Origin of the sequence: Leptolyngbya sp. Heron Island J, assembly GCF_000482245.1 — a bacterium.
Lineage (GTDB): Bacteria > Cyanobacteriota > Cyanobacteriia > Phormidesmidales > Phormidesmidaceae > Leptothoe.
The window spans coordinates 1-22,873 of sequence record NZ_AWNH01000103.1; the positions used below are offsets into that span (position 1 = coordinate 1).

Genomic DNA, 22,873 nt, shown 5'->3' on the forward strand with positions numbered 1-22,873 from the left:
CTCTGTTTTTTCAAGCCTTAGCTGCGCGCTATCCTAATGCGGACAAAATCCAGGTTGTGCAGGATAATCTCAACACCCATAATGTCAGTTCTTTCTATGAATACCTGACGGCTGAGGAGGCCTTTGCCCTTGCCCAACGGTTTGAGTTTCACTACACCCCAAAGTCAGCCAGTTGGCTCAATATGATTGAGATCGAGTTTTCGGCACTGGCTAGAGGCTGTTTGCATCAGCGCATTCCCACACAAGACCAATTAGAGCAAGCGGTGCTCGCCTTGGTGCAAGAACGGCATGACCAGCGTATCCGCATCCATTGGCAATTTTCAGTTGAGGCCGCACGCGATAAATTTCAGAAGCATTATGTCAAAATTCGAGAAGATAAGACTCTCTAAAATGGTAGAAAACTTACTTTCCAGTGTATTTAGTAGGCAGCGGATAATTCTTTACCCATTATTCTCTCTTGAAGAATTAAACTAAACAGTACATTTTGCCCTATTTTCCATAACAGCCAACACCATAGAGAAAGAGCTGAGCGATCCATATGGTTACACAATCTGAGCAACGTCCCCTTCGCAAAAACAGCTTATGGATTGGGATAGTGCTACTTTTGCTGACTGGCGGTGCATCGCTGTGGGCACTGCGCTCTGTTCAACAATCACGACAGGCTGCCCTTGAAGAAGCCGCTAAACCTCCGCCAGAGCGAGTAGATGTCGCTGCTTTGGGACGGATTGAACCCAAGAGTGAAGTGATTGATGTGGCCGCCGCTGAAACTGGGGTGCTCGCCAAATTATTGGTGGCAGAAGGCGCACAGGTAGAATCCGGCCAGGTCTTAGTCGAGCTGGATATGTACGAAATCCGTAAAGCTGAGCGCGACTATGCTGCTAGCCAGCTGACAGAGGCTCAGCAAACCTTAGCGGCTGAGCGCGGTCTTGGCACCGCTCGGATTACTGAAGCCAATACTAAAGCTAGCCAAATCGATCAGCCCCAGCTGCAAGCCATCGAGGCCCAGGCTGCCAAAATTCAGAGCTTGGCAGCTCGGTTAGCGTTAGCGGAAACAGATCTGGCTCGATTTGAGGATTTGTTTAGCCAGGGAGCAATTACGCGCCAGGATCTGGACCGGCAGCAAACCCAGGTCGACGAACTTACCAACGATATGGCTAATGCGATCGCGACCAAAGCTCAGCTAGAACTTGCACGGGATACAGCATTAGAAAATGCAGCGGCTCAGGTAAACATGGCCGAGGCCGATTTACAGCTGGCCTCGGTAGAAACCGGGGTAGAGGCTGCTCAGCAAAACCTGGCCTTAGCTGAAGCCAGGCTTGAGCGTACGGTAGTCAAAGCACCGACCACGGGACAAGTTCTAGACATTTACGTACAGCCGGGGGAAGCCGTATCCAGCAATCGTCTCCTGTCCATGGGAAACACGGATGAGATGTATGTGGTGGCCGAGGTCTATGAAACGGATGTGGGGCTGGTCAAACCAGGACAAAAAGCAACCATTACTAGCCGTAATGGAGCGTTTACAGGAGAACTAACCGGCACAGTAGAAACCATTGGTTTACAAATTTTTAAAAACGATGTGTTGGACGATGACCCGGCTGCCAATGCCGATGCCCGCATTGTGGAGGTGCGCATTGCGGTCGACCAGGATGAGGCGGTCGCTATGCTGACCAATCTCCAGGTGGATGTGCTGATCGACATTAAATCTGAGGGGGGCTAACTATGGCTAGGGTGTCGGTGGCTTGGGCAAATTTGGTGCATGAGCGGACCCGACTGGTAGTTGCGATCGCAGGGGTTGCCTTTGCCGTTGTTTTGATCTTTATGAACCTCGGTTTTATGGGGGCGCTGATCGCAACTGCCACCAATTTTTACGAACAGTTCAATGCCGATCTATTTTTGATTTCACCTGAAACCCTGGAAATCAGCACCTCTACCGCCTTTCCACGGGAACGACTTTACCAGGTAGCCGGTTTAGAGGGCGTCGAGCACGTCATGCCCCTCTACAGCGAATACCTGCTGTGGCGAAACCCAGAAACCGGAGTCAGCCGCGCGATTTTTGTCTACGGCATCAATCCCAATGACCCCGTGTTTCTTATGCCCGAACTCCAGGGCGAAGATGCCCGTCGCATCCTCAGTCAGCCCGACACGGTCTTTATGGATCGCTTTTCACGACCAGAATTTGGTCCCCAGGAGATTGGCACCACCACTGAAGCCGATCGCCGCCGGGCCACCATTGGCGGCACCTATTTTCTAGGCGGCGGATTTGCAGCCGATGGCACGCTGATCATGAGCGATCAAAACTTTGTTCGATATCTAGAACCTCGTCCCTTGAGCTTAGTCAACGTGGGGCTGATTAAACTCAAGCCAGGGGTGTCGCCAACCAAGGTGGCAGCAGCCATGCGCCCACTGCTGCCAGCCGATGTGAATATCTACACCAAAGCCGGCATTATCGAGCACGACTCCACCTACTGGCTAGAATCCACGTCCATCGGTTTTATCTTCAGCATGGGAGTGGTCGTGTCGTTTGTGGTGGGAGCCGTGATTGTCTATCAGATTCTTTTCACCGATATTCGCGATCATTTGCCCGAGTACGCCACCATGAAAGCCATGGGCTATCGCTCCCAGTATTTGTTCAAGATTGTGTTGCAAGAAGCCGTCTTTTTAGCGGTGTTGGGATATCTCCCCGGTCTAGCCGCCGCCCTCGGACTTTATCATCTCACCACTACAGCCACCGCTGGCACCTTACCCGTCGCCATGAATGGCGGGCGAGTCCTGTTTGTTCTGGGGCTGACGTTGCTGATGTGTTGTCTGTCGGGTCTCATTTCTGTCCGCAAAGCCATTAACACTGACCCCGCCGAGATCTTCTAGGGGGAAAACTATGATCAAACGTATCCCTCTAGCCTGGTTAAATCTCACCCACGATCGCCGTCGGTTTGTGACATCCCTGGCGGGCGTAGGCTTTGCTGTACTGCTGATGTTTATGTTTAACGGGTTTATGAATGCCCTTTATGACAGCCAGCTGCAGTTGCTCAATCGGTTTAATGGCGAGGTGATTATCGTCAATCGGCTCAGGACCAATATGTTTGTGCCTCGGGCCTTTGCCCGCCGCCGGCTTTATCAGGCCCGTGCGTTTGAAGGGGTACAAAATGCCTACGCCATCTACATCAGCGAGGTGAACTGGAAAAATCCAGAAAATCGTAATTCCCGTGGTGTTAGGGTCATCGCCATCAACCCCGATGAACCGGTTCTCAATATTCCTGAGATTGCTGACCATCGTCAAACGTTAAAGCTACCAGAAACTGCACTGATGGATACCCAATCTCGGGCGGAAGTCGGTCCCGTGGAGGTCGGAGTGGTTAGTGAATTAGCCGATCGACGTATTCATCTAGTGGGTACGTTTACCATGGGCACTGACTTTGCCTCGGGTAACGGCAATCTGCTGATGAGCGACCAGAATTTTTTGCGCTACTTTGCCGATCGAGGCCCAGAAGAGGACAAACGCAGCTTTGCTACGGTGGATATTGGTGTTGTCAAGTTAGAACCAGGCGCTAATGTAGACCGTATCGTGGCAACACTGCAGGATAATCTTCCCAATGATGTATTGGTCATGGCCCGGGATGGGGAGAACGGATTTGTTATTCGCGAACGTAAGTATTGGCAGGAAAACACCAATATCGGCTTTGTGTTTTCATTACTGACCAGTATGGGCTTTTTTGTTGGGATTATCCTGGTTTATCAGATTCTCTACACCGATGTGGCAGACCATTGGGCTGAATATGCCACCCTCAAGGCCATGGGTTACAAAAATGGCTATCTGCTAGGGGTAGTTATGCAAGAAGCGTTAATTTTGTCAGTGTTGGGATTTATTCCAGGGGTTTTAGTCAGTCAGCTGTTATATCAGGCAGCGGGCAATGCTACTGGTTTGTTTTTTCAGATGACGCCAGAGCGGGTGATGAATTTACTGGTTGCCACGTTCATTATGTGTTTGGTGTCGGGCGCGATCGCAGTTCGTAAAGTTCAAACCACTGACCCAGCAGACGTGTTTTAGAAAGTAAATCCCCATGGTTACCAACTGTATATGGGGGTTGAGTTAGGGTAGTTATATGTTTCAAACTCAGCAAAAATCTACATTTGAACCACCCCAAGATGACCTGGCTGTACAAATCCAGCATCTCAATTATTACTTTGGCCTGGGCGACCTGAGTAAACAGGTGCTTTTTGATATTTCACTAGACCTGCCCAAAGGGCAAATTGTGATTCTGACCGGTCCATCGGGGTCTGGTAAGACAACGCTGCTCACCCTGGCAGGCGCTCTGCGCCACCTGCAGGACGGCAGTCTGCGCATCCTGGGCAAAGAACTTGTGGGCATGAGCGAGCGCGCCATGGTCAATATCCGGCGCAATATTGGGTTTATTTTTCAGGCCCACAATTTATTTGAGTCACTGACCGCCAGCCAAAATGTCGAGATGGCCGTGGAATTAACGGGAGACTTTTCGTCTAAACGGGAACAGGCCGCCGCGATGCTCAGCGCCCTGGGGCTAGCTGATCGTGTAGATTACAAACCCCATTCACTATCTGGCGGTCAAAAACAGCGAGTGGCCATTGCCCGCGCCCTGGTTAACCATCCCAAGCTGGTTCTAGCCGATGAACCCACCGCCGCTCTGGATAAAAAATCCGGTCGAGACGTTGTTAACTATCTGCATACCCTATCGCGGCAAGAAGGCTGCACCGTGCTAATGGTGACCCACGACAACCGGATTGTGGACGTAGCCGATCGTATTATCAACTTGGTGGACGGTCGTTTAGAGTCAGACACTACACCTAACGCCTTTGTGCAAAGGAAGACAAAAAGTACCATTACAGACGTCAGTGCCGACATGTTTATCATGTAAGTAATCAACTATCTATGAAATTTGCTAATGGTGCCCAAGAGCTGACCTACGGACGGGTTCAAGACTATTTGAATGGAAGTAGCTTTAAGCAAACGGTGCGGGCCAGCGATCAGCAGCCATACTTTGATGTACTGTACCAAGACACCACGCTGATTGAACTCTATATCCTGCCCTGGGAAACCCACCCTTACCCCGACAGAGAGCTGGCCATTGTGCGGGCCAGTAGCTGCGTTGCCATTGGGTGTGGCCCAGAATTCGATGTACTCAGGTTTTTGTTAGACGAAAATCGGAAAATGCGGTTTGGTTCGTTTCAAACTGATGAGGCTGGTACAGTCTTTTTTGCCAACCGAATTTTGGGGGGCAAACACATGGACACCACAGAACTAGAGGTATGTTTGCTATCAGTGGGTGCGATCGCAAGCCACTACAGCGACATCATGATCGACAAGTTTGACGGTCACCGTGCCCTGAACTCAACACTAACCTCTAAACTATAAAAGTAGAAAAATATTTACGGTTGACCATGGAAGACCTCGCAGCCTACGACGGTATTTTTGTAGTTTTAGCCCTGATCATCTTAGCCAGTGGCTTTATTATGCTGTTTGGCAATCTCATTGGTGTGAATAAAAACTGGAAATAGTCTGGCTTCAAAATAGTTTTCTCTTCACTGAAAATCATCACAGTCATCCACCCAAAGTAATGAGTTAGAAACACTTCCAGAATTTAACCTGCCTGAAGTATTGGCGCTATTGCAACAATGAAAATGAAAGCCTGGGTTTAGCGTTAACACTGCTAACTTTTAGGGAACCTTACCAATGGGAAACCGTTAGTCCTACCGATTAGGGCTAACGGTTTGTCTTTATCTAGGCCGCTCAGGGTCAGATGCATAAACTAGACAGTGTTCATATGGGTTCCCAGATTTCCTACAAAAAGATTTTCATTGTTGGTTGCCCTCGCTCTGGCACCACATGGCTGCAGCAGATGCTAGCTAAGCACGAAGCTGTGATCCCAATCAAACGTGAGAGTCACATTTATCGTTTAGTCTATGAGCCATTTACCTATATCACTCGCTTAGATGCGCAACAACGCTGGCAACGTTGGCGATACTTCTTACAACACTTTGGCCCCAGCGCTTTGGTATTTGGTGCAACCTCAGCAGACCTATGGAACAGCATCTTAAAAAGCTATCGGATTTATCAAAAAAACAACGATATCGGTCTACATCATTTAATTAGCTATCAACAGCTTGTAACTTTGATCCATCAGGTAAAACAAACTCCAGGTTCAGATTTGGAGAGAGCACAAACCTTAGTTAGTCTGATTCTAGATTCTTTTTTTGCACAGGTAGGGGGACAACCACAACAGTTTCTTCTTGAAAAGACACCCTTTCACATCAAACACGTTGATGTCATCTTAAACAGCTTTCCCGAAGCAAAAATCATTAATATCGTACGCGACGGTCGTGATGTCTGCGCGTCTTTACAAGCCCGAGCTAAAACTAAACGATGGGCTCAGTACGATACAAAAACAATCATTTCCCAGTGGGAGAAATGTATCTATTTAAGCGAGAAGTTTTCCCTAGAGCCTGCCTTTAAAGAACGTATTTACTCGGTTAAATACGAAGCCCTACGCCAGAATACGACGCCTGAGCTAAGACATATCTGTCGCTTTATTGATTTACCCATGGCTCCAGAAAAACTCAGGCAAATTGTAGCGTCATGTAGTATTGAAAAAATCAAAAACAAAGGAGCAGGTCAACACGTAAACCAGGGCAATATTGACAGCTGGAGAACCCACTTACCTAAAGAACATATTGATCTTTGGCATCAATCTGCTGGCACAACCCTGGCACGACTTGGTTACTCCATCGCGTAGTGTTTATAGTAGTTGTCATGCAGTTACAATTCCTTAAATCCTCTTACGCTTCTTAACCTAGTGAACTTTTCCAAACCCTGATCTCCAAAGGGTTACAGCAGAGCTAGGCTAAGCTTAATAACCCAGGGGATGGATAGATTCTTAACCTAGATAAATCTGCCATACGTGTTAAGAATTAGTATCCCCTGTCCCCTTATCAAGACTGATTGATTTACCGTTTTGGGACATCAATCAATATCAGCCTTGGTAGGGCTCTTCTTTTTAGAAAAGGGGTAAACCTATGGCAAAAGCTGCTGTCTCTCGTTCACGAAACGTGGCGATTGTAGGCCCATACTCAAGTGGTAAAACGACATTACTTGAGAGTCTGCTTTCGGTCACCGGTACAATTTCTCGAAAAGGCTCCATCCCTGAAGGTAATACCGTTGGTGACCATACGCCTGAAGCCCGCAATCGCCAAATGACGGTCGAAACGAATGCCGCCTGTACTGAGTACGGCGGCATTCGTTTTACATTCCTTGATTGCCCAGGGTCCATTGAGCTACTCCAAGAACCGCTACATGTGCTGATGGGGGTAGATGCGGCCATCGTTGTGTGCGAACCAGACCCTAGCCGGGTGCTCACCGTATCGCCACTATTACACTTTCTCGACAAGTGGGAAATTCCCCATGTTCTATGGCTCAATAAAATGGATCGAGCCAGTGCGCCATTTTCTGAGGTGCTAGATACTTTGAAATCAGTGTCCAGTCGACCGTTAGTGCCGCACCAATATCCCATCGGTGCGAGCGAAGATCTGGTGGGCTTTATTGACTTGGTGAGTGAGCAGGCCTATCACTATCATGCAGGTGCTGCCGCCGATCCAGTCCCGCTGCCTGCAGACCTGGCGGACGAAGAAAAAGCGGCTCGTACTGAAATGCTAGAAACCCTGGCAGACTTTGACGATCATCTTTTGGAAGAACTGCTAGAGGAGATTGACCCGCCAGAAGATGAGATCATCCAGGATCTGAAAATGGAATTGGGGGCAGACCTAGTGGTGCCGGTTTTTCTAGGTGTGGCCTCTAAAGACTATGGTGTCCGTCCGCTACTGGATGCCCTAGTGCGTGAAACTCCGGAACCTCAGGTGACCGCAGAACGACGGGGCATTGATCTAAGTGCTAGCGAGCCCCTGGTCCAGATTCTCAAAACTTACTACAGCCCTCAGGGTGGCAAGCTGTCCCTAGCACGACTGTGGCGAGGCACCCTCAAGGATGGGGCCAGCCTAGGAGTGGATCGTATGGGCGGTCTATATTCGCTGATGGGTAGTCAGCAGCAAGCGCTGAGTGCGGCTGAAGCTGGGAGTGTGGTTGCGATCGCACGTCTGGAAAACGCCAAAACTGGCGACACCCTCACCACAGCTGAAACTACCGATGAAATCTTACCCACAGGCGATATTCTGCCAGCAGTTTACTCCTTAGCCATTGCCCCCGAAAAACGGGACGATGAAGTGAAGCTGAGCGGAGCCCTCAACAAATTAGTGGACGAAGATCCGGCGCTGCATTGGGAGCAGCATGGCGATACCCATGAGGTAATTTTGTGGGGACAGGGGGATGTTCACCTCAAGATTGCCATGGACTGGCTCAACCGCAAGTACAACTTGCCCATGACTACCCATGTCCCCCAAGTCGCCTACAAAGAAACCATCCGCAATGCCAAAGCGGACATCCGCGGACGCTATAAGCATCAGACTGGTGGTCATGGTCAGTTTGGGGATATTTACATCGACATTCAACCCCTACCGCGTGGTGAAGGGTTTAAATTCGATGAAAAGATTGTTGGTGGTGTGGTGCCAAAGCAATATATTCCCAGTGTTGAGACTGGTGTGAGAGAGTTTCTCAAACAAGGTCCCTTGGGTTTTCCGGTGGTGGATGTGTCGGTTACGCTGAAAAACGGCTCTTATCACCATGTAGATAGCTCTGACCAGGCCTTTAAGCAGGCGGCACGGATTGCGATGCAAACCGGTTTACCTGAGTGCAAACCTACCTTGTTAGAACCGGTTGCTGCTCTATCGGTATCCGTTCCTAATCGGTTTACCTCGAACGTTCTCACCTTGATCAGCGGTCGTCGAGGTCAGGTGATGGGGTACAACCACAAGGAAAATTGGCCTGGTTGGGATGAGGTTTCTGCTCAGCTACCTGTGGCTGAAATGCAAACGCTCATCCTGGAACTGCGTTCGTTGAGTATGGGGGTAGGCTTCTTTAGCTGGCAGTATGATCATCTGAGTATGGTGCCTGAGCGTTTGAAGGAGAAAATTGTGGCTGAAATCAGCAGTCAGCAGCAATAACCGTTACCTGCTCAAGGCTTGATCAAATGTGCGCCGCTACTCACCTGAGTAGCGGCGCACTTGCATTGATGGAGATTGTGCCATATCTAACTCCAATCTTCCTTTTTAGTTCGCTGTGCCTTATACAGCATTTCTGTCTGATGAATCTCACGAGTTTTGGCCATCAGTTCATCTTCTGTCAACGACCAATTGGCTAGGGCCTGATCCAGGTCTGTTTGAATATCCCGTGCCCCTGGAAACCCGTCATAGCGTATACGGAGCCGCGCTAACTCAATCAAATTAAAGTCCGTTGGTTCACCATTGATCAGATTAGTGACCACCTCACGGTCTGCTTTGTATTGGGGATGGGTGAGTTCCTTTTTTTCAGCCATATTTCCTAGGGTGGGGATTGGTAATGGTTATAGTAGCTTGGGCTGAGAGGGAGTTGTGAGTTTTTAAGTTTGGGTTTTGGATTCGGGAGCCGAGCGTTCTTAATTTTGAACTTAGGTTGAGATGCGGAGCAGAGACTATAGGGCAATGACTGCCGACAACTAATGTCCATCAGGCAAAAATCCACCTCAAAACTGATCCCTCAAAACTGATTCATTGTAGTTAGGCTAAACATAGTACTCCCTGCGGCTGAAGACCGATCCCAGATTTCAGATTATGACGATTACTCAAAAACTACAGCAGCTTCAGTCGATCTTTCACGATATGGACTGCGCGCTAATTGCCTACTCTGGCGGTATTGATAGCACGTTGGTGGCTAAGGTCGCCCATGATGTCCTTGGCAAGAGGGCTCTAGCGGTTACTGCAGAATCTCCATCGCTGATGCTAGAGGACCTGGAGGCGGCGAAAACCCAGGCTACGTTTATGGGCCTGGTCCATCGCATTGTCCAAACTCACGAGATGGACAACCCTGACTACACCAGCAACCCTACCAATCGTTGTTATTTTTGTAAAAGTGAATTGCATGACACCCTGAGGCCATTGGCCATTGCTGAGGGGTATCCCTATGTGGTTGATGGGCTCAATGCAGATGACCTGCAGGATTATCGACCTGGTATCCGGGCGGCTAAAGAGCGAGGGGTGCGATCGCCATTGGCAGAGGTCAGCCTGAGCAAGCTAGAAGTGCGAGAAATGTCAAAGTATTTGGGCCTACCATGGTGGGACAAACCCTCTCAACCCTGTCTGAGCTCAAGGTTTCCCTATGGTGAGCTGATCACTACAGAAAAGTTGCATCGCGTAGGCCAGTGTGAACGTTATCTGCGGCAGCTAGGCATCCGCAACCTGCGGGTACGCTCCGATGGTGAAACTGCAAAAATTGAACTGCCACCCAAGGAAATTAAAGACTTTGTGGCAATGGTGGATCTTGATGCACTGGTAATTGCGTTTCAGTCCTATGGATTTACCTATGTAACCCTCGATTTGGAAGGATACAAGAGTGGCAAGCTTAACCGCGTTTTGGAAAAAACAGGGGTAGGCATACCGTAGGGGTATTTCCTGCCTGGAGTGTCTGGAACAAAAAAATCCTCGGCGAATTCGCCGAGGATTGCTCATTCATTGTTCAACCAAAAAGGTTGTTGAAGTTTTATGCCGCTACACCCTGACGCTCTTTGGCTTCCTTGATCACCTCTTCTGCCACATTCTTGGGACAAGGTGAATACTTCTCAAAGGACATGGAGAACTGACCACGGCCAGATGTCATGGTACGCAGGTCGCCAATATAGCCAAACATTTCGCTAAGAGGAACATCTGCCTTGATGCGAACGCCTGTGGGGCCAACATCCTGACCCAGGATCATGCCACGACGACGGTTAAGGTCACCGATGACATCACCGACGTAATCTTCAGGGGCAAATACGTCAACCATCATGATCGGCTCTAGGATCTGAGGGCCAGCCTTGCTGAAGGACTGACGATAGCCTGCTTTAGCAGCGATTTCAAATGCGATCGCACTGGAGTCAACCGGGTGGAAACCACCATCTGTGAGGGTTACCTTAAAGTCAACCACGGGGAATCCGGCTAACATGCCTTTTTCCATACTTGCGGCAAAGCCCTTTTCAACCGCAGGCCAGAATTCACGGGGCACATTACCACCGGTCACCTTGGACGTAAACTCAAACCCAGCCCCGGTCTCATTAGGTTCGATGATGTAATCAATCTTGCCGTACTGACCAGAACCACCGGACTGCTTCTTGTGGGTGTAGCTGTCCTGCAGCACCTTAGTGATGGACTCGCGGTAAGCCACCTGAGGCTTACCAACTTCCACTTCGATACCGTGGGTCCGCTTGAGGATGTCCACCTTAATATCCAGGTGAAGTTCACCCATTCCCTTAAGAATGATCTCACCGCTTTCTTGGTCAGTTTCAACCTGGAAGGACGGATCTTCCTGAACCATCTTGCTCAGGGCAATACCCATCTTCTCAGATTCACCCTTCTTCTTAGTCTCAACTGCAATCGAAATCACAGGGTCAGGGAAAACCATAGGTTCAAGCGTAGCCGGGTTTTTAGGATCGCAGAGGGTATGACCCGTTTGTACGGTCTTCATGCCCAGCAGTGCCACAATATCACCGGCTTGCGCTGCATCCATCTCCTGACGGTCGTCAGCGTGCATCTCCACAATGCGGCTAACCCGTTCACTCTTACCCGTGGCGGTGTTCAGAATGGTGTCACCCTTCTTCAGGGTACCGGAGTAAATCCGAGTAAAGGTTAGAGCGCCAAAGCGATCGTCCATGATCTTAAACGCCAGAGCGCGCAAAGGCTTCTCAGGGTCAACATAGGCCAATTCGCCAGTTTCATTCCCTTCGAGGTCAACTTCGGGCTGGGGCTTAACTTCAGTTGGTGCAGGCAGGTAATCAACCACCGCATCCAGCACCAGCTGTACACCCTTATTCTTAAAGGAAGAACCGCAGTAAGTGGGGAAGAAGGCTAGCTCACGAGTTCCCTTGCGAATGCAAGCCTTAATTTCATCAATGGAGAGTTCTTCACCTTCAAGGTATTTCTCCATGATGTCGTCGTCCTGCTCAACAGCGGCCTCAATCAGCTTTTCGCGCCACTCGGCTACTTCATCGGTCATATCAGCAGGGACATCCTTGATCTCATAGTTCATCGGCTCACCAGAGTCGTCCCAAATCCAGGCTTTCTCAGTCAGCAGATCAACGACACCCACAAAGTCGTTCTCGATACCGATGGGTAACACCATGACTAGAGGATTAGCCGCTAGCACATTCTTCACCTGGCCGACGACGCGGTAAAAATCAGCCCCCGTTCGGTCTAGCTTGTTGACATAGATAATCCGGGCTACCTCGGAATCGTTTGCGTAGCGCCAGTTAGTTTCAGACTGAGGTTCTACGCCACCAGAGCCGCAGAATACGCCGATACCGCCGTCAAGTACCTTTAGAGAACGGTATACCTCAATGGTGAAGTCAACGTGGCCGGGGGTGTCAATAATGTTGAGTTGGTGGTCGTTCCAGAAGCAAGAAGTGGCTGCAGACTGAATTGTAATGCCGCGCTCTTTTTCCTGGTCCATAAAGTCGGTGGTCGCCGCACCGTCATGCACCTCACCAATCTTGTGCACCTTACCGGTTAAATTCAAGATCCGCTCGGTGGTGGTGGTCTTACCCGCGTCTACGTGGGCAAAAATGCCAATATTTCTGTAAGTACTGAGATCTTTCATGGGTATTTTCTAGGATTGAACTACGTCTCCAAACAGTTTTTGACCACCTTTTAGGACCGTTCCAGGACCATTTAGAGCTAAAGCAGACTTGCCAAGTGGAAGCAACCGGGTGGTTGCCCCAAGCAATAGATAGTTTACTTCAAAATTATTCACATTCCCTGAATTCTTAGAACGGACAAGTCTGAGAACTTAGGGAATGTGAATAACGTTTGCTGGCCGATAGATGTCACCATGGTATCAACTTAGCCAGGTCAATGGTATTAGTCGACTTGGGGATAACCGATCACTCACCCCCAGCAGCATTACTAGGGCCGCTCGATTGGACTATTGGCAGGGCTATAGTCTCGGACATCGTAGGACACAGGCGCAACAATATAGCCCGTATTTAGATTACCTAATACTTGGTTGCGATGCTGCCCCCAATACCACCAGTGGGCAGCACCATAGGCACAAACAAGAGCATCTAGCTGATCTTCTACAGCTTTAAGGGCGACTCCACCTTGGGGAATAGTTGGCAGAGCATTGAGACGCAGACTAGGGGTGTGATGAGGCAAGTGCTGCAAAATCAAATTCTTTAGATGTGTAAGTTCTTGCCGCCGCTCGGCAACCCGACCTTTCTTATATTTGAGAATGCGGGATAGCCCAAACAGATGCACTATGGCTGGGTGGGGAAAAAATTCAATCTGATAGCGACCCGGTTGCTGGGGCTCTAGGGTAGGCGCATGGGCAAAGCCATCATCCATCAATGCCTGACCAAAGGCAATCAGCTGTGGGGCAAAAACGGAGGCCTGGTTAGCGGGATAGCACCCGGCATGGTATTTCCCAAAGTGCTTGTGAGCCAGACGATCGGGGACACGCATTCCCGTTGGATTAGGAATGATCATGGGGGCATCGACAGCGACCATAGCCGGGGTAGGTCTTGGCGCATTTTTTTGTAACCAAGCCAGAACATCATGGTGGCTTGCCAATCGATCCAGGGAAACTAGGGACAGGCAATCATTCTCTAAATATAGACAGCAAACACCACTGGGTCCTATTTGCCAGCCTAAATCAACGCCTAGAAAAATCATAGGTTCCTGGTTCGCTCATGTCTGGGAGATACCTTACTGGCTCTCAAGTCACTGACTCTCACTTCAGTAGCAGCAGCAGCTTGTCTGTATAAAATAGTCTCTCTATTAACTTTCTTACACTTTAGGGTTCTAATCCCTTGGTTTTCTAACATCCTGGAAGCAGCAACGCTGGTTTTGTTCTGTTTGGGGTGTAAGCGCAGGGGGCACAGCAGTAATTCGTGTTAGTAGCGACTATCAATGCTGCATAACAAACATCACAAAATCTTTAGAGACTAGGCCTGTCAAAGGATAGATTCACTACTGACAACACCCATCAGCTCTCTCAAACTAGGCAGGTGTTAAGCCTAACTTTCTTAAACTCCACTAGAGTAAATTTGAGAGATCTGAGAACGTATCAAAACTAGGTAATGGTAGCAAACAGTGGGTTTATCTTAGATTTAACCGTGGCGTTGGGCGCTTCTGCCACAGGAGGTTACTTGGCCAATCGGTTGCGTCAGCCGGTTCTGCTGGGCTATTTACTGTCGGGTTTGGTGATTGGTCCCTTGGGACTCCAGTTAATTAATGATACGGATGCTATTCAAGGTCTGGCAGAGCTGGGGGTGGCTTTTTTGCTGTTTTCCTTGGGTGTGCAGTTTTCCTTAGCAGAACTCAACCGCGTGCGCAATGTGGCCCTGCAGGGCAGTCTGTTACAAATTGGTCTGACGACAGCGGCTGTAGCGATAATTAGTAGTCTGTTGGGCTGGGCCAATTCCTGGGTTCAGGGTATTTTTCTCGGGACGGTGCTGTCTTTATCGTCTACAGCTGTTGTCCTGAAGACCCTGACAGAGCGAGGGGAAACCAACACTCGCCATGGTCAAATTATGCTGGCAATTTTGATTGTCCAAGATTTAGCCCTGGGGGTAATGCTGGCTATTGTTCCTTCACTCAATTCCCAGGGCGCGTTATTGCCGATCTTGGGTCTGTCGTTGCTAAAGGTGGGGGCATTTATCAGTGTTGCGATCGCAGCTGGTTATTGGTTAGTTCCCCGAATGATCCGTGCTGTTGCTCGCACGGAAAGTGGCGAGTTGTTTTTACTCACGCTCTTAGCCCTATGTCTCAGCGTTGCTTTGGTGACAGCGCGTTTGGGTCTTTCCATCGAAATTGGAGCCTTTGCTGCTGGTCTGATGATTGCAGAAATTGACTATGCCGATCACGCCCTAAGTCGATTTCTGCCTTTGCGAGATACATTTGCCTGTTTGTTTTTCACCTCTATCGGCATGTTGATTGACCCGCAAATTTTGTTCCAAAATACGGGGATAATATTAGGGTTGGTGGCCCTGGTGATGGTTGGTAAAGCCCTAATTGTTTTACCTGTGGTGCTGTCGTTTGGCTATTCATTCAAAACATCATTACGTACCAGTTTAGGCATTAATCAAATCGGAGAATTCTCGTTTGTACTAGCTTTGGTAGGCTTAGAGAACAATCTGATTTCAGAACAAAAGTATTTGCTTTTGTTGGGAACAACTGCTATCACCCTGGTATTTACCCCGATTTTGTTTAAGTTTGCGACCCCCATCGCTGAAACATTACTCAAATCGCCCCGGCTGCAGAAGTATCTCACCATTTGGGAAGCTCCCCAGGATCTATGGATTGAAAACGAACTTAGTAACCATATTGTGGTCGCTGGCTATGGCCGAGTGGGACAAGTTGTTGTTAACATTCTGCAGCAGCAGGGGCACTACCCCATCTTGGTGATTGAAAATAATGAAGCCGCCATTCAAACCCTACGACACCACCAGCTTCCCTATATCCTGGGCGATGCTGACTCAGAACAAATTTTAGAAAAAGCCTCTTTGGATAAGGCCATCGCCCTGGCGATTACGCTACCCGATCCGGCCAGCGCCAGATTATTGCTCAAGCGATCCCTTGCGATCTCGCCTGATCTTGATGTCATCGCTCGTGCTCACATCACCGCCGAAATAGACAGCCTCACCCAGGCTGGTGCCCGAGAAGTAGTCCAGCCCGAGTTTGAAGCCGCCCTGGAATTGGGGTCTCACCTGCTAAAAATTCTTGGCAATGCGCCAACAGACATTCAGGACACCATGGAAGCTATTCGGCATAATCGCTACCTCAGTATTCGTGGGGGTAGATAAAGCCTTAAAACTTCTCCAATAGCTCCCAAGCCGCCTCACTATCTAGGGGTGGCGCAAACCAATACCCTTGCCCATAGGTGCAACCCAGCTTGACTAGTTGTTGCGCTTGCCACTCAGTTTCAATCCCCTCAGCAACAACATCGAGTTTTAGCACCTGAGCCAGCTGCACAATGGCCTCAACAATCTTGAGGGTATCAGCATCAGACTTGATATCTTTAATAAATGCCCGGTCAATTTTGAGGGTATCCACCGGTAGCTGTTTCAGATAGCTCAAGGATGAATAGCCAGTCCCAAAGTCATCAATGCTAATTTGAATCCCCCAGCGTCTAAGCTGTGCCAGGGTTTCTAACACGGGCTGAGCATCACCAATCAGCAGGGTCTCAGTGATTTCGAACTTAAGCCAGGCCGGTTGCGCCTGGGTTTGTTGCAACACCGTATAAATCTGTTGAGCAAAATGTTCACCCTGTAAATGACGCACCGAGAAATTAACACTGACAAAAGGGACTGGCTTCGATGGATAGGCCTGATGCCATTGGCTAAGTTGCTCACAAACTGTACGAAAGGTCCAGTTGCCCAGCTGTAAAATCAGGTCGCTCTCCTCGGCCAGCGGAATAAAATCTGCAGGTGACATAAAATCAGAGGTGCCCTCGGGCTGCCAGCGAACCAGGGCCTCATATCCGACAATGGGGGCCGTAGCCGCTGCACAGGTTAATGCCACAATAGGCTGATAAAAAACCTGTAGCTGTTGTTGCCGTAATGCCTGACGCAGTTTACCTTCAAGGGTCAGACGCTGTAACGCCTGCTGATGCATTTCAGGTTGAAAAATACGCCAGCCTTGGGGTTTTTGTTGAGCTTGAATCAGTGCTAAAGAGGCATCTCGCAATACATGCTCAGCCTGGGCATAGCTAGAATCAACCAGCACAATACCGATATTGGCGCTCACGGTAACTTCATAGGTGCCTAATTTGATCGGCACCGTCAGCCCTTGCTGCAAACGTTTCACTAGGGGGGCAATCCCTGCCGTGTCCGGTAATTTTGGTAACAGAATTGCGAATTTATCATCCGCTAAACGTACGGTAAAACTATTGTCGGGAACAACTGCTGTAATCCGATTGGCAATATCAATTAGCAACTGATCGCCCTGCTGGTGGCCCAGGGTATCGTTGATGTCTTTGAAGCGATCGCAACTCAACATCAGCAGGGCAGAGGATTCGTACACACTCAATTGACTAGCCTGCACCGTCTCTTCTAAGTGCTTAAGTAACAATGTCCGGTTAGGCAACCCAGTCAACGAGTCATACATAGCCAAATGCATGAGCTGAGCCTGAGCTTGCTGCCGTTCATAGATTTCTTGCTGGAGAGCCTGATTAGTCTCATTTAGCTCTTTTGTGCGTTCTAAAACCCGCTGCTCCAGCTCTTGATTATTCTGATAAATTTGTGTCTCAGCAATTTCATATTGCTGCAAAATGATCCGTAATTTCTGATTTTGCGCTTTAAGCGTCTGTCTTAAATGCTGTAGCTCTAACTGATGCTTGATTCGCACCAATACTTCAGGAATTTGAAAGGGCTTAGTAATATAGTCAGCACCACCGACAGAGAATGCCTTGAGTTTTTCAGGGACATCATCCAAAGCGCTCATAAAGATGATGGGAATATCCGCTGTCATAACGTCATTATGCAGATGACGACAAACAGAAAATCCATCTAATCCCGGCATCTTGATATCCAGCAAAATGAGATCAGGCCGTTCAGTGGCAACTTCCATAATCGCTAAAGAACCACTAATAGCGTTACGAACGCTATACCCAGCCTCAACCAGTGCTGTCGATAGCAGCTGTAGATTACTGGGCAGATCATCAACAATCAAAATCTTTGACGAGCTGCGCTCTTGATGACGCAAGGGCATCTTAGCGATATTAGCGTTAGATATATAGAGCAAGAGAGTTAAACCGTTGTTATCTAGTTGTTATTGATAAAATTTAGCGTTACCCTTTCGTCACTATCAAGCAGTTGTGAGGCTGCTTGCTTAGCCACTACATGCTCATAATTCTATACTAGCCCTAAGCTTGCTACAGGCCTACATAGTTGCCGGTAGCTTTACAGTAATTATAGGAACATCTGCTGCTGTCGGTAGCAGCAAGTCTCCATTGAGGGATTTCACCATTTCTTGAGCAACAGCCAACGTCAGGCCTGTAGAAAGATAAACCGATGAGAGATTGCTTAAATCCACTTCACGACCGTAAAGGGAGGTATCTAGTCTGACACTAAGATCATCGACCGGACGATCAGCCTCTAAACGCAGGATTACATACTCCCCTTCCTCAAAGGCTTCCAGGGTAATATCACCTAATTTTGTAGAAGTAATGGCGTCGTCAATAAGGCTAATCAACATCATCTGTAACCACTTTAGATCGCTAACCACCGACAGATCGGTGGGCTTCAATGTCAGACGTACATTGCTATTGGCGGCCTGAAGATGGGTGAGTTCTTCTAAGGTTTGAAATAGCGTTTTTAGAGCAATGGGTTCCAGGGTAGGAACTTCACGCCCAATATCCAGCTTTGAGGCCGCAATAATGGTATCAAACAGCTGTAAAACCTTATATGCTGCCTCCTTAGCCTCGGCAGTAAATTGTTTTTCCTCTTCGGGGGTTTCGCATAATCCTTCTAAGATCAGCTGATGTAAACCAATCACGCTGTTGATGGGCGATCTCAACTCATGGGCGGTACGAGCCAAAAACCCGCTCTTAAACCGTTCTAACTGACTCAACCGTTCATAGGCGAGGGCTTTGGGCTCGTCCGGGGGTGTGCCCTGGAGGGTAGGAGTAGGCTGGGGCCGCATGTCCTCTTCAGGTAGGGAAGCGGGTTCAGGGGCGGCGGCGGGAGCGGCGGCAGCACTTTCAAGCTGACGAGGTCGGCGTAGGCTGGTAGTCACAACTCCACCTAAAAAGCCAAGGCCGATGAGTACTGCTGTTTGCCAATCCATAGGAATTTATAGGTTGTAAATACTGGTGTAATTAGAAAAGTAAATTAGGAATCAAGCTTGCATGCGTCCTGAGTTGTGTAGATGCTGAGGTCATTTCCTGTTCATCGGAGCGCATCCTCATTACTTATACTCTACAAATATACGGTTCCCTGACGTATCGTCTCCCAATGGTCAGATTGCCAACCAGCCACAGTTGAGGGCAATCCGGACGGAGACGGAATGACGGTTTCAGGCCCTAAAGGTTCCAACAGCGTTTGCCAGGCTTGCTCGTCTAACCCATATACCTGGGGAAATTGAGCCAGCACCTGATCGTTGGTCATCAGGGTAGGTTGTCCTGACAGATTTGCACTGGTCGTGGCTAATGGTCCTGTCAGGGTCAGTATCTGTCGAGCAATCGGATGATCGGGCACACGCACACCGATGGTATCGGGTGTTTTCGGATGCATTGCCATCGGTACTTTAGGACTCGCAGGGACTACCAGGGTAAGCTGACCAGGCCAATACTGTTCCGTCATGGTTTTCCACTGAGCCATATCCAGGGTGATATAAGGCCAGAGATCAGACGCACTAGCTCCCATTAAGATCAAAGACTTTTCGAAGCTGCGCTGTTTGAGCTCATACAGTCGGGGGCTGTGATCAGGCGCTGTAGCTACCCCCCAAACCGTATCCGTGGGCAACGCGACAACACTGCCAGAGCAAGCAGCGTCTACATAATTTTGCAAGGAGACGTAGGGCATAGTTGAAAAAGATGCTGTACCAGACCAAAGGTGTCGTGATGGGAATATAAGGGTGCATATCCAGTCCCATGCAACCCCCTCTAAATTAAATCTTGACTCAAAATTTTTAGTTTAGAAGACTCCAACTGGAACGTGCATGGCACTCATGATTTATGGCTGACTGTCAGCAATGCCTGTCGCAGATTCCCTTCATTGTGCTCTAACGCTGTCTGGGCTGTTGCTTTATCCAAATCAGCCCAGTGCATCAGGAGGGCAAGTTTAACTTTGTGATCACTCCGATTCAGGAGGCCATCGGCCTGATCTCGGGATAAATCAGTAAGGGCAGAGATAATTCGTAAGGCCCGATCATGGAGCTTAGTATTAGTGACCGACACATCTACCATGCGATTGCCGTAGACTTTGCCTAGCTTTACCATCACCCCCGTTGACAAAATATTTAGGGCCATCTTTGTGACGGTGCCTGACTTTAGACGCGTGGACCCGGCCAACACTTCTGGCCCCACGGGTAGCCGCAGGTCAATATCGACCTCAATATCGACTTGATCAGCGGGAACACAGGCCATAAAGATGGTAGTCGCCCCCCTCAGGTTTGCCTCTTGGAGTGCACCATGAACATAAGGGGTGGTACCGCCCGCCGTAATCCCGACGACAACATCAAGGGCAGAAATTTGATGGGTCGCCATGGTCGCTGCCCCATCGGCAGGCAGATCCTCCAGTGCTTCTGAACTGCGCAGTAAAGCAGGCGGTCCCCCCGCCAAAATCCCTTGAACTAGCTCGGGAGGGGTGCAAAATGTCGGCGGGCATTCAGCTGCGTCCAAAACCCCTAACCGACCACTGGTTCCTGCTCCCACATAAAACAACCGGCCCCCATTACGTAGTGAGGTTGCTGTGCGATCAATGGCCTTCGCCAGTAAGGGCGCTGCTGTTGCGATCGCATCCACCGTGCGCTGGTCTTCCTGATTAAATACCCGAACCATTTCCAGGGTTGACAGCTGATCTAGATTCTGACTGTTAGGATTAATCTGCTCAGTTAGCAGGTAGCCACGATTGTTGAGGGTATCCGTCATAGCAACTTCTCCAACTGCTGCCGAATCCGATCCAGTTCATTCTGCGACATATCCTGCTCTGATGAGGCAGCTTCAGTAGGCGTTACACGTTCTTCCGGGCGGGTAGCCGGGTCCCAGTCCGTTGCTTCCAAATTTTGCTCCGGGGGCATCACCAATGTGCCAGTTTCGACATGTTTGGCCTCGTAACCGGCTCCGCGACAAAACTCTTCAATTTCTTCTGACTCAAACCCTTCCACACTACAAGGTGGAAAATCCTGCGCCTCCAGCAGTCCACCAAAGCGTGTGGCATCGTCTTCGTCTTCAAACATCAGCACGATGTTGCGATCGCCCACTTTTAGGGAATGAATCCCCTCATTTTCAGTGCGAGCGTTAAACAGAACCACAAAAACACGCATGGCCATTCTCAGGTGTAGAAGGTTTGCTAGCTATCTTATCAGTCTCATAAAGTCGATACGCACTGGTCATTCATCCATCTAAAAATTTGTAGTAGGCCATGAGCGGTGCGCAATCAGTGGTAAAGATGCTGTACTGGGCTTCAAACATATGGCTGAACCAGCCTCTAATTTCCCAAAAAATAAAAAATAAATATTACATCCATTCCATCGGTAACCACCTAGACAGACGATGGAAGCACTAAGCATTTCACTAGGAGTAAGCTCAGCACTTACCGCTATGTCTAACCAATCGGGAAATATTCAACAATCGTCTGGCCTGACTCGGGCCATCGCCAATTTTTTTCACTTTGATGCCCTTGGTACAGATCTACCCACCGAAGTACTGGCTGGGGTAACAACGTTTGTCACCATGGCCTACATTCTTATTGTCAATCCGGCCATTTTATCGGAGGCTGTGTTTCTTGAAGGATCAGGGGATTTGTTTGGGGAACTGGTAATGGCAACCGGGATCTCAGCTGCGATCGCAACCCTAATTATGGGTCTCTATGCCAAACTCCCCTTTGCCCTGGCTCCTGGCATGGGCATCAATGCCTTTTTCGCCTTCACCGTTGTTCTAGGCATGGGAGTAGATTGGCGCGTTGCTTTAGCCGCCGTTTTAATCGAGGGAATTATCTTTATTATTCTGACCCTCACCAATGTGCGTAACAAGATTGTTGCCGCAATTCCCGATGCGGTTAAACATGCAACAACTGCAGGCATTGGTTTATTTATTGCCTATATTGCTCTGAAGAGTGCGGGCATTATCGCACCATCTGAAGCTACCTTTACTACCCTGGGTGACCTCAGGTCGGCTCCGGCAGCCATGACTCTGCTAGGGTTAGGCATTACTGCCTTTTTATTCTCTCGTCGGGTGGCGGGCGCATTATTGTGGGGCATCATCGGCACTGCATTCCTGGCCTGGGTATTTGGTGTTGCCCCCTGGCCAGAAGGTGTTGTTGCCCTACCGGCAGCACCCACACATCTGTTTGGTCAAGCCTTTACCGGTTTAGGTGAGTTGTTTCAACTCAATCTTTTAGAAGTGATCAGCATTGTGTTTGTTTTCTTATTTGTTGATCTGTTCGATACTATCGGCACACTGACCGGTTTAGGTGCCAAAGCGGGCTACATTGATGGTGAGGGTAAGTTTCCTGGCGTTGAAAAAGCCTTTATGGCTGACGCTGTCGGCACCACAGCTGGCTCGATTCTAGGCACATCTACTGTTACCACCTATATTGAATCTGCTTCAGGCATCTCTGAAGGAGGACGTAGTGGCTTTACAGCAGTCATAGCGGCGGTCCTGTTTCTGTTATCTATCCTCTTCATCCCGCTCTTTGCTGGCATTCCTGCTTTCGCCACAGCTCCGGCATTGATTATGGTGGGTGTGCTGATGATGTCCGGTGCCAGACTAATTGATTGGGAAGATCCGGCAGCTGCGATCGCGGCATTCCTCACCATTATCATGATGCCGCTGGCTTACTCCATCGCCGAAGGTCTCGCCATGGGGTTAATTGCCTATCCTGTAGTCAAGGCATTCCAAGGAAAGGCAAGAGAAACAACTATCGGCATGTGGGTTCTAGCCGCAATCTTTATCCTACGCTACATCTTCGTTGCTGGAGGTTAAGAGAAAGCGTGCTCACCTTATACAAGACTTGAAACCATGAAGGAGCCCTTTCCAGTAAGAGGAAAGGGCTCCTTCATGGTGGGTTAATCC

Annotated in this window: 19 protein-coding genes; 11 read left to right on the forward strand and 8 right to left on the reverse strand. The window is 49.1% G+C overall.

The genetic code is table 11. The features are described 5' to 3' along the window. From N836_RS65955 to N836_RS65990, 8 genes are all read left to right on the forward strand, one after another. Positions 1-389: transposase (locus N836_RS65955; protein ID WP_023071803.1), on the forward strand; the 389-nt coding region annotated here is incomplete at its 5' end. A 149-nt stretch (positions 390-538) separates the two neighbouring features. Beyond that, complete coding sequence (locus tag N836_RS65960; protein ID WP_023075739.1) at positions 539-1,717, forward strand: efflux RND transporter periplasmic adaptor subunit; 1,179 nt, start codon at positions 539-541, stop codon at positions 1,715-1,717. Between the two features lie 2 nt (positions 1,718-1,719). Beyond that, the gene (gene devC / locus N836_RS65965; protein WP_023075740.1) at positions 1,720-2,865 is read left to right on the forward strand and encodes an ABC transporter permease DevC; all 1,146 of its coding nucleotides are present in this window, start codon (positions 1,720-1,722) and stop codon (positions 2,863-2,865) included. Between the two features lie 10 nt (positions 2,866-2,875). Continuing rightward, positions 2,876-4,045 carry an ABC transporter permease DevC gene (devC, locus tag N836_RS65970; protein ID WP_023075741.1) on the forward strand — a complete coding sequence of 390 codons (1,170 nt, stop codon included), beginning with the start codon at positions 2,876-2,878 and terminating at the stop codon, positions 4,043-4,045. Positions 4,046-4,100: 55 nt separating this feature from the next. After that, positions 4,101-4,889 carry an ATP-binding cassette domain-containing protein gene (locus N836_RS65975; protein WP_023075742.1) on the forward strand — a complete coding sequence of 263 codons (789 nt, stop codon included), beginning with the start codon at positions 4,101-4,103 and terminating at the stop codon, positions 4,887-4,889. A gap of 14 nt (positions 4,890-4,903) precedes the next feature. Next, entirely contained in the window at positions 4,904-5,386 is a 483-nt protein-coding gene (locus tag N836_RS65980; protein ID WP_023075743.1) for a hypothetical protein, read from the forward strand. A 385-nt stretch (positions 5,387-5,771) separates the two neighbouring features. Then, positions 5,772-6,764, forward strand: a complete 993-nt coding sequence (locus N836_RS65985; RefSeq protein ID WP_081716987.1) for a sulfotransferase family protein — start codon at positions 5,772-5,774, stop codon at positions 6,762-6,764. 280 nt (positions 6,765-7,044) lie between these two features. After that, the gene (locus N836_RS65990) at positions 7,045-9,081 is read left to right on the forward strand and encodes an elongation factor G (protein WP_023075746.1); all 2,037 of its coding nucleotides are present in this window, start codon (positions 7,045-7,047) and stop codon (positions 9,079-9,081) included. A gap of 86 nt (positions 9,082-9,167) precedes the next feature. Here the strand turns inward: N836_RS65990 and N836_RS65995 are convergent, their stop codons facing one another. Continuing rightward, on the reverse strand, positions 9,168-9,452 hold the full coding sequence (locus N836_RS65995) for a DUF3288 family protein (RefSeq protein ID WP_023075747.1): 285 nt from the start codon (positions 9,450-9,452) through the stop codon (positions 9,168-9,170). A 274-nt stretch (positions 9,453-9,726) separates the two neighbouring features. Between N836_RS65995 and larE the strand changes: the two genes are divergently transcribed. Further along, positions 9,727-10,554, forward strand: a complete 828-nt coding sequence (gene larE, locus N836_RS66000) for an ATP-dependent sacrificial sulfur transferase LarE (protein WP_023075748.1) — start codon at positions 9,727-9,729, stop codon at positions 10,552-10,554. Between the two features lie 97 nt (positions 10,555-10,651). On the opposite strand, the gene fusA is transcribed toward larE, so the two are convergent. Both fusA and N836_RS66010 read right to left on the reverse strand, forming a co-directional pair. Continuing rightward, positions 10,652-12,739: an elongation factor G gene (gene fusA, locus N836_RS66005; protein ID WP_023075749.1), complete on the reverse strand. Its 2,088-nt coding sequence runs from the start codon at positions 12,737-12,739 to the stop codon at positions 10,652-10,654. A gap of 305 nt (positions 12,740-13,044) precedes the next feature. Continuing rightward, positions 13,045-13,809: a DUF429 domain-containing protein gene (locus N836_RS66010; RefSeq protein WP_023075751.1), complete on the reverse strand. Its 765-nt coding sequence runs from the start codon at positions 13,807-13,809 to the stop codon at positions 13,045-13,047. A 407-nt stretch (positions 13,810-14,216) separates the two neighbouring features. Between N836_RS66010 and N836_RS66015 the strand changes: the two genes are divergently transcribed. After that, positions 14,217-15,941 (forward strand): cation:proton antiporter, encoded by a 1,725-nt coding sequence (locus N836_RS66015; protein WP_023075752.1) that lies wholly within the window; start codon positions 14,217-14,219, stop codon positions 15,939-15,941. 4 nt (positions 15,942-15,945) lie between these two features. Here the strand turns inward: N836_RS66015 and N836_RS66020 are convergent, their stop codons facing one another. From N836_RS66020 to N836_RS66040, 5 genes are all read right to left on the reverse strand, one after another. Beyond that, the gene (locus N836_RS66020; protein ID WP_023075753.1) at positions 15,946-17,847 is read right to left on the reverse strand and encodes a two-component system response regulator; all 1,902 of its coding nucleotides are present in this window, start codon (positions 17,845-17,847) and stop codon (positions 15,946-15,948) included. A 171-nt stretch (positions 17,848-18,018) separates the two neighbouring features. Then, positions 18,019-18,924: a sensor histidine kinase gene (locus N836_RS73855; RefSeq protein WP_023075754.1), complete on the reverse strand. Its 906-nt coding sequence runs from the start codon at positions 18,922-18,924 to the stop codon at positions 18,019-18,021. Between the two features lie 131 nt (positions 18,925-19,055). Continuing rightward, positions 19,056-19,661 (reverse strand): L-threonylcarbamoyladenylate synthase, encoded by a 606-nt coding sequence (locus N836_RS66030; RefSeq protein WP_023075755.1) that lies wholly within the window; start codon positions 19,659-19,661, stop codon positions 19,056-19,058. A 143-nt stretch (positions 19,662-19,804) separates the two neighbouring features. Next, positions 19,805-20,728 (reverse strand): N-acetylmuramic acid 6-phosphate etherase, encoded by a 924-nt coding sequence (murQ, locus tag N836_RS66035; RefSeq protein WP_023075756.1) that lies wholly within the window; start codon positions 20,726-20,728, stop codon positions 19,805-19,807. Further along, entirely contained in the window at positions 20,725-21,123 is a 399-nt protein-coding gene (locus N836_RS66040) for a DUF3110 domain-containing protein (RefSeq protein ID WP_031293978.1), read from the reverse strand. Before N836_RS66040 ends, murQ begins: the two co-directional genes overlap by 4 nt. Positions 21,124-21,400: 277 nt before the next feature. Between N836_RS66040 and N836_RS66045 the strand changes: the two genes are divergently transcribed. After that, positions 21,401-22,783, forward strand: a complete 1,383-nt coding sequence (locus N836_RS66045) for an NCS2 family permease (RefSeq protein WP_023075758.1) — start codon at positions 21,401-21,403, stop codon at positions 22,781-22,783. Positions 22,784-22,873 lie beyond the last annotated feature (90 nt).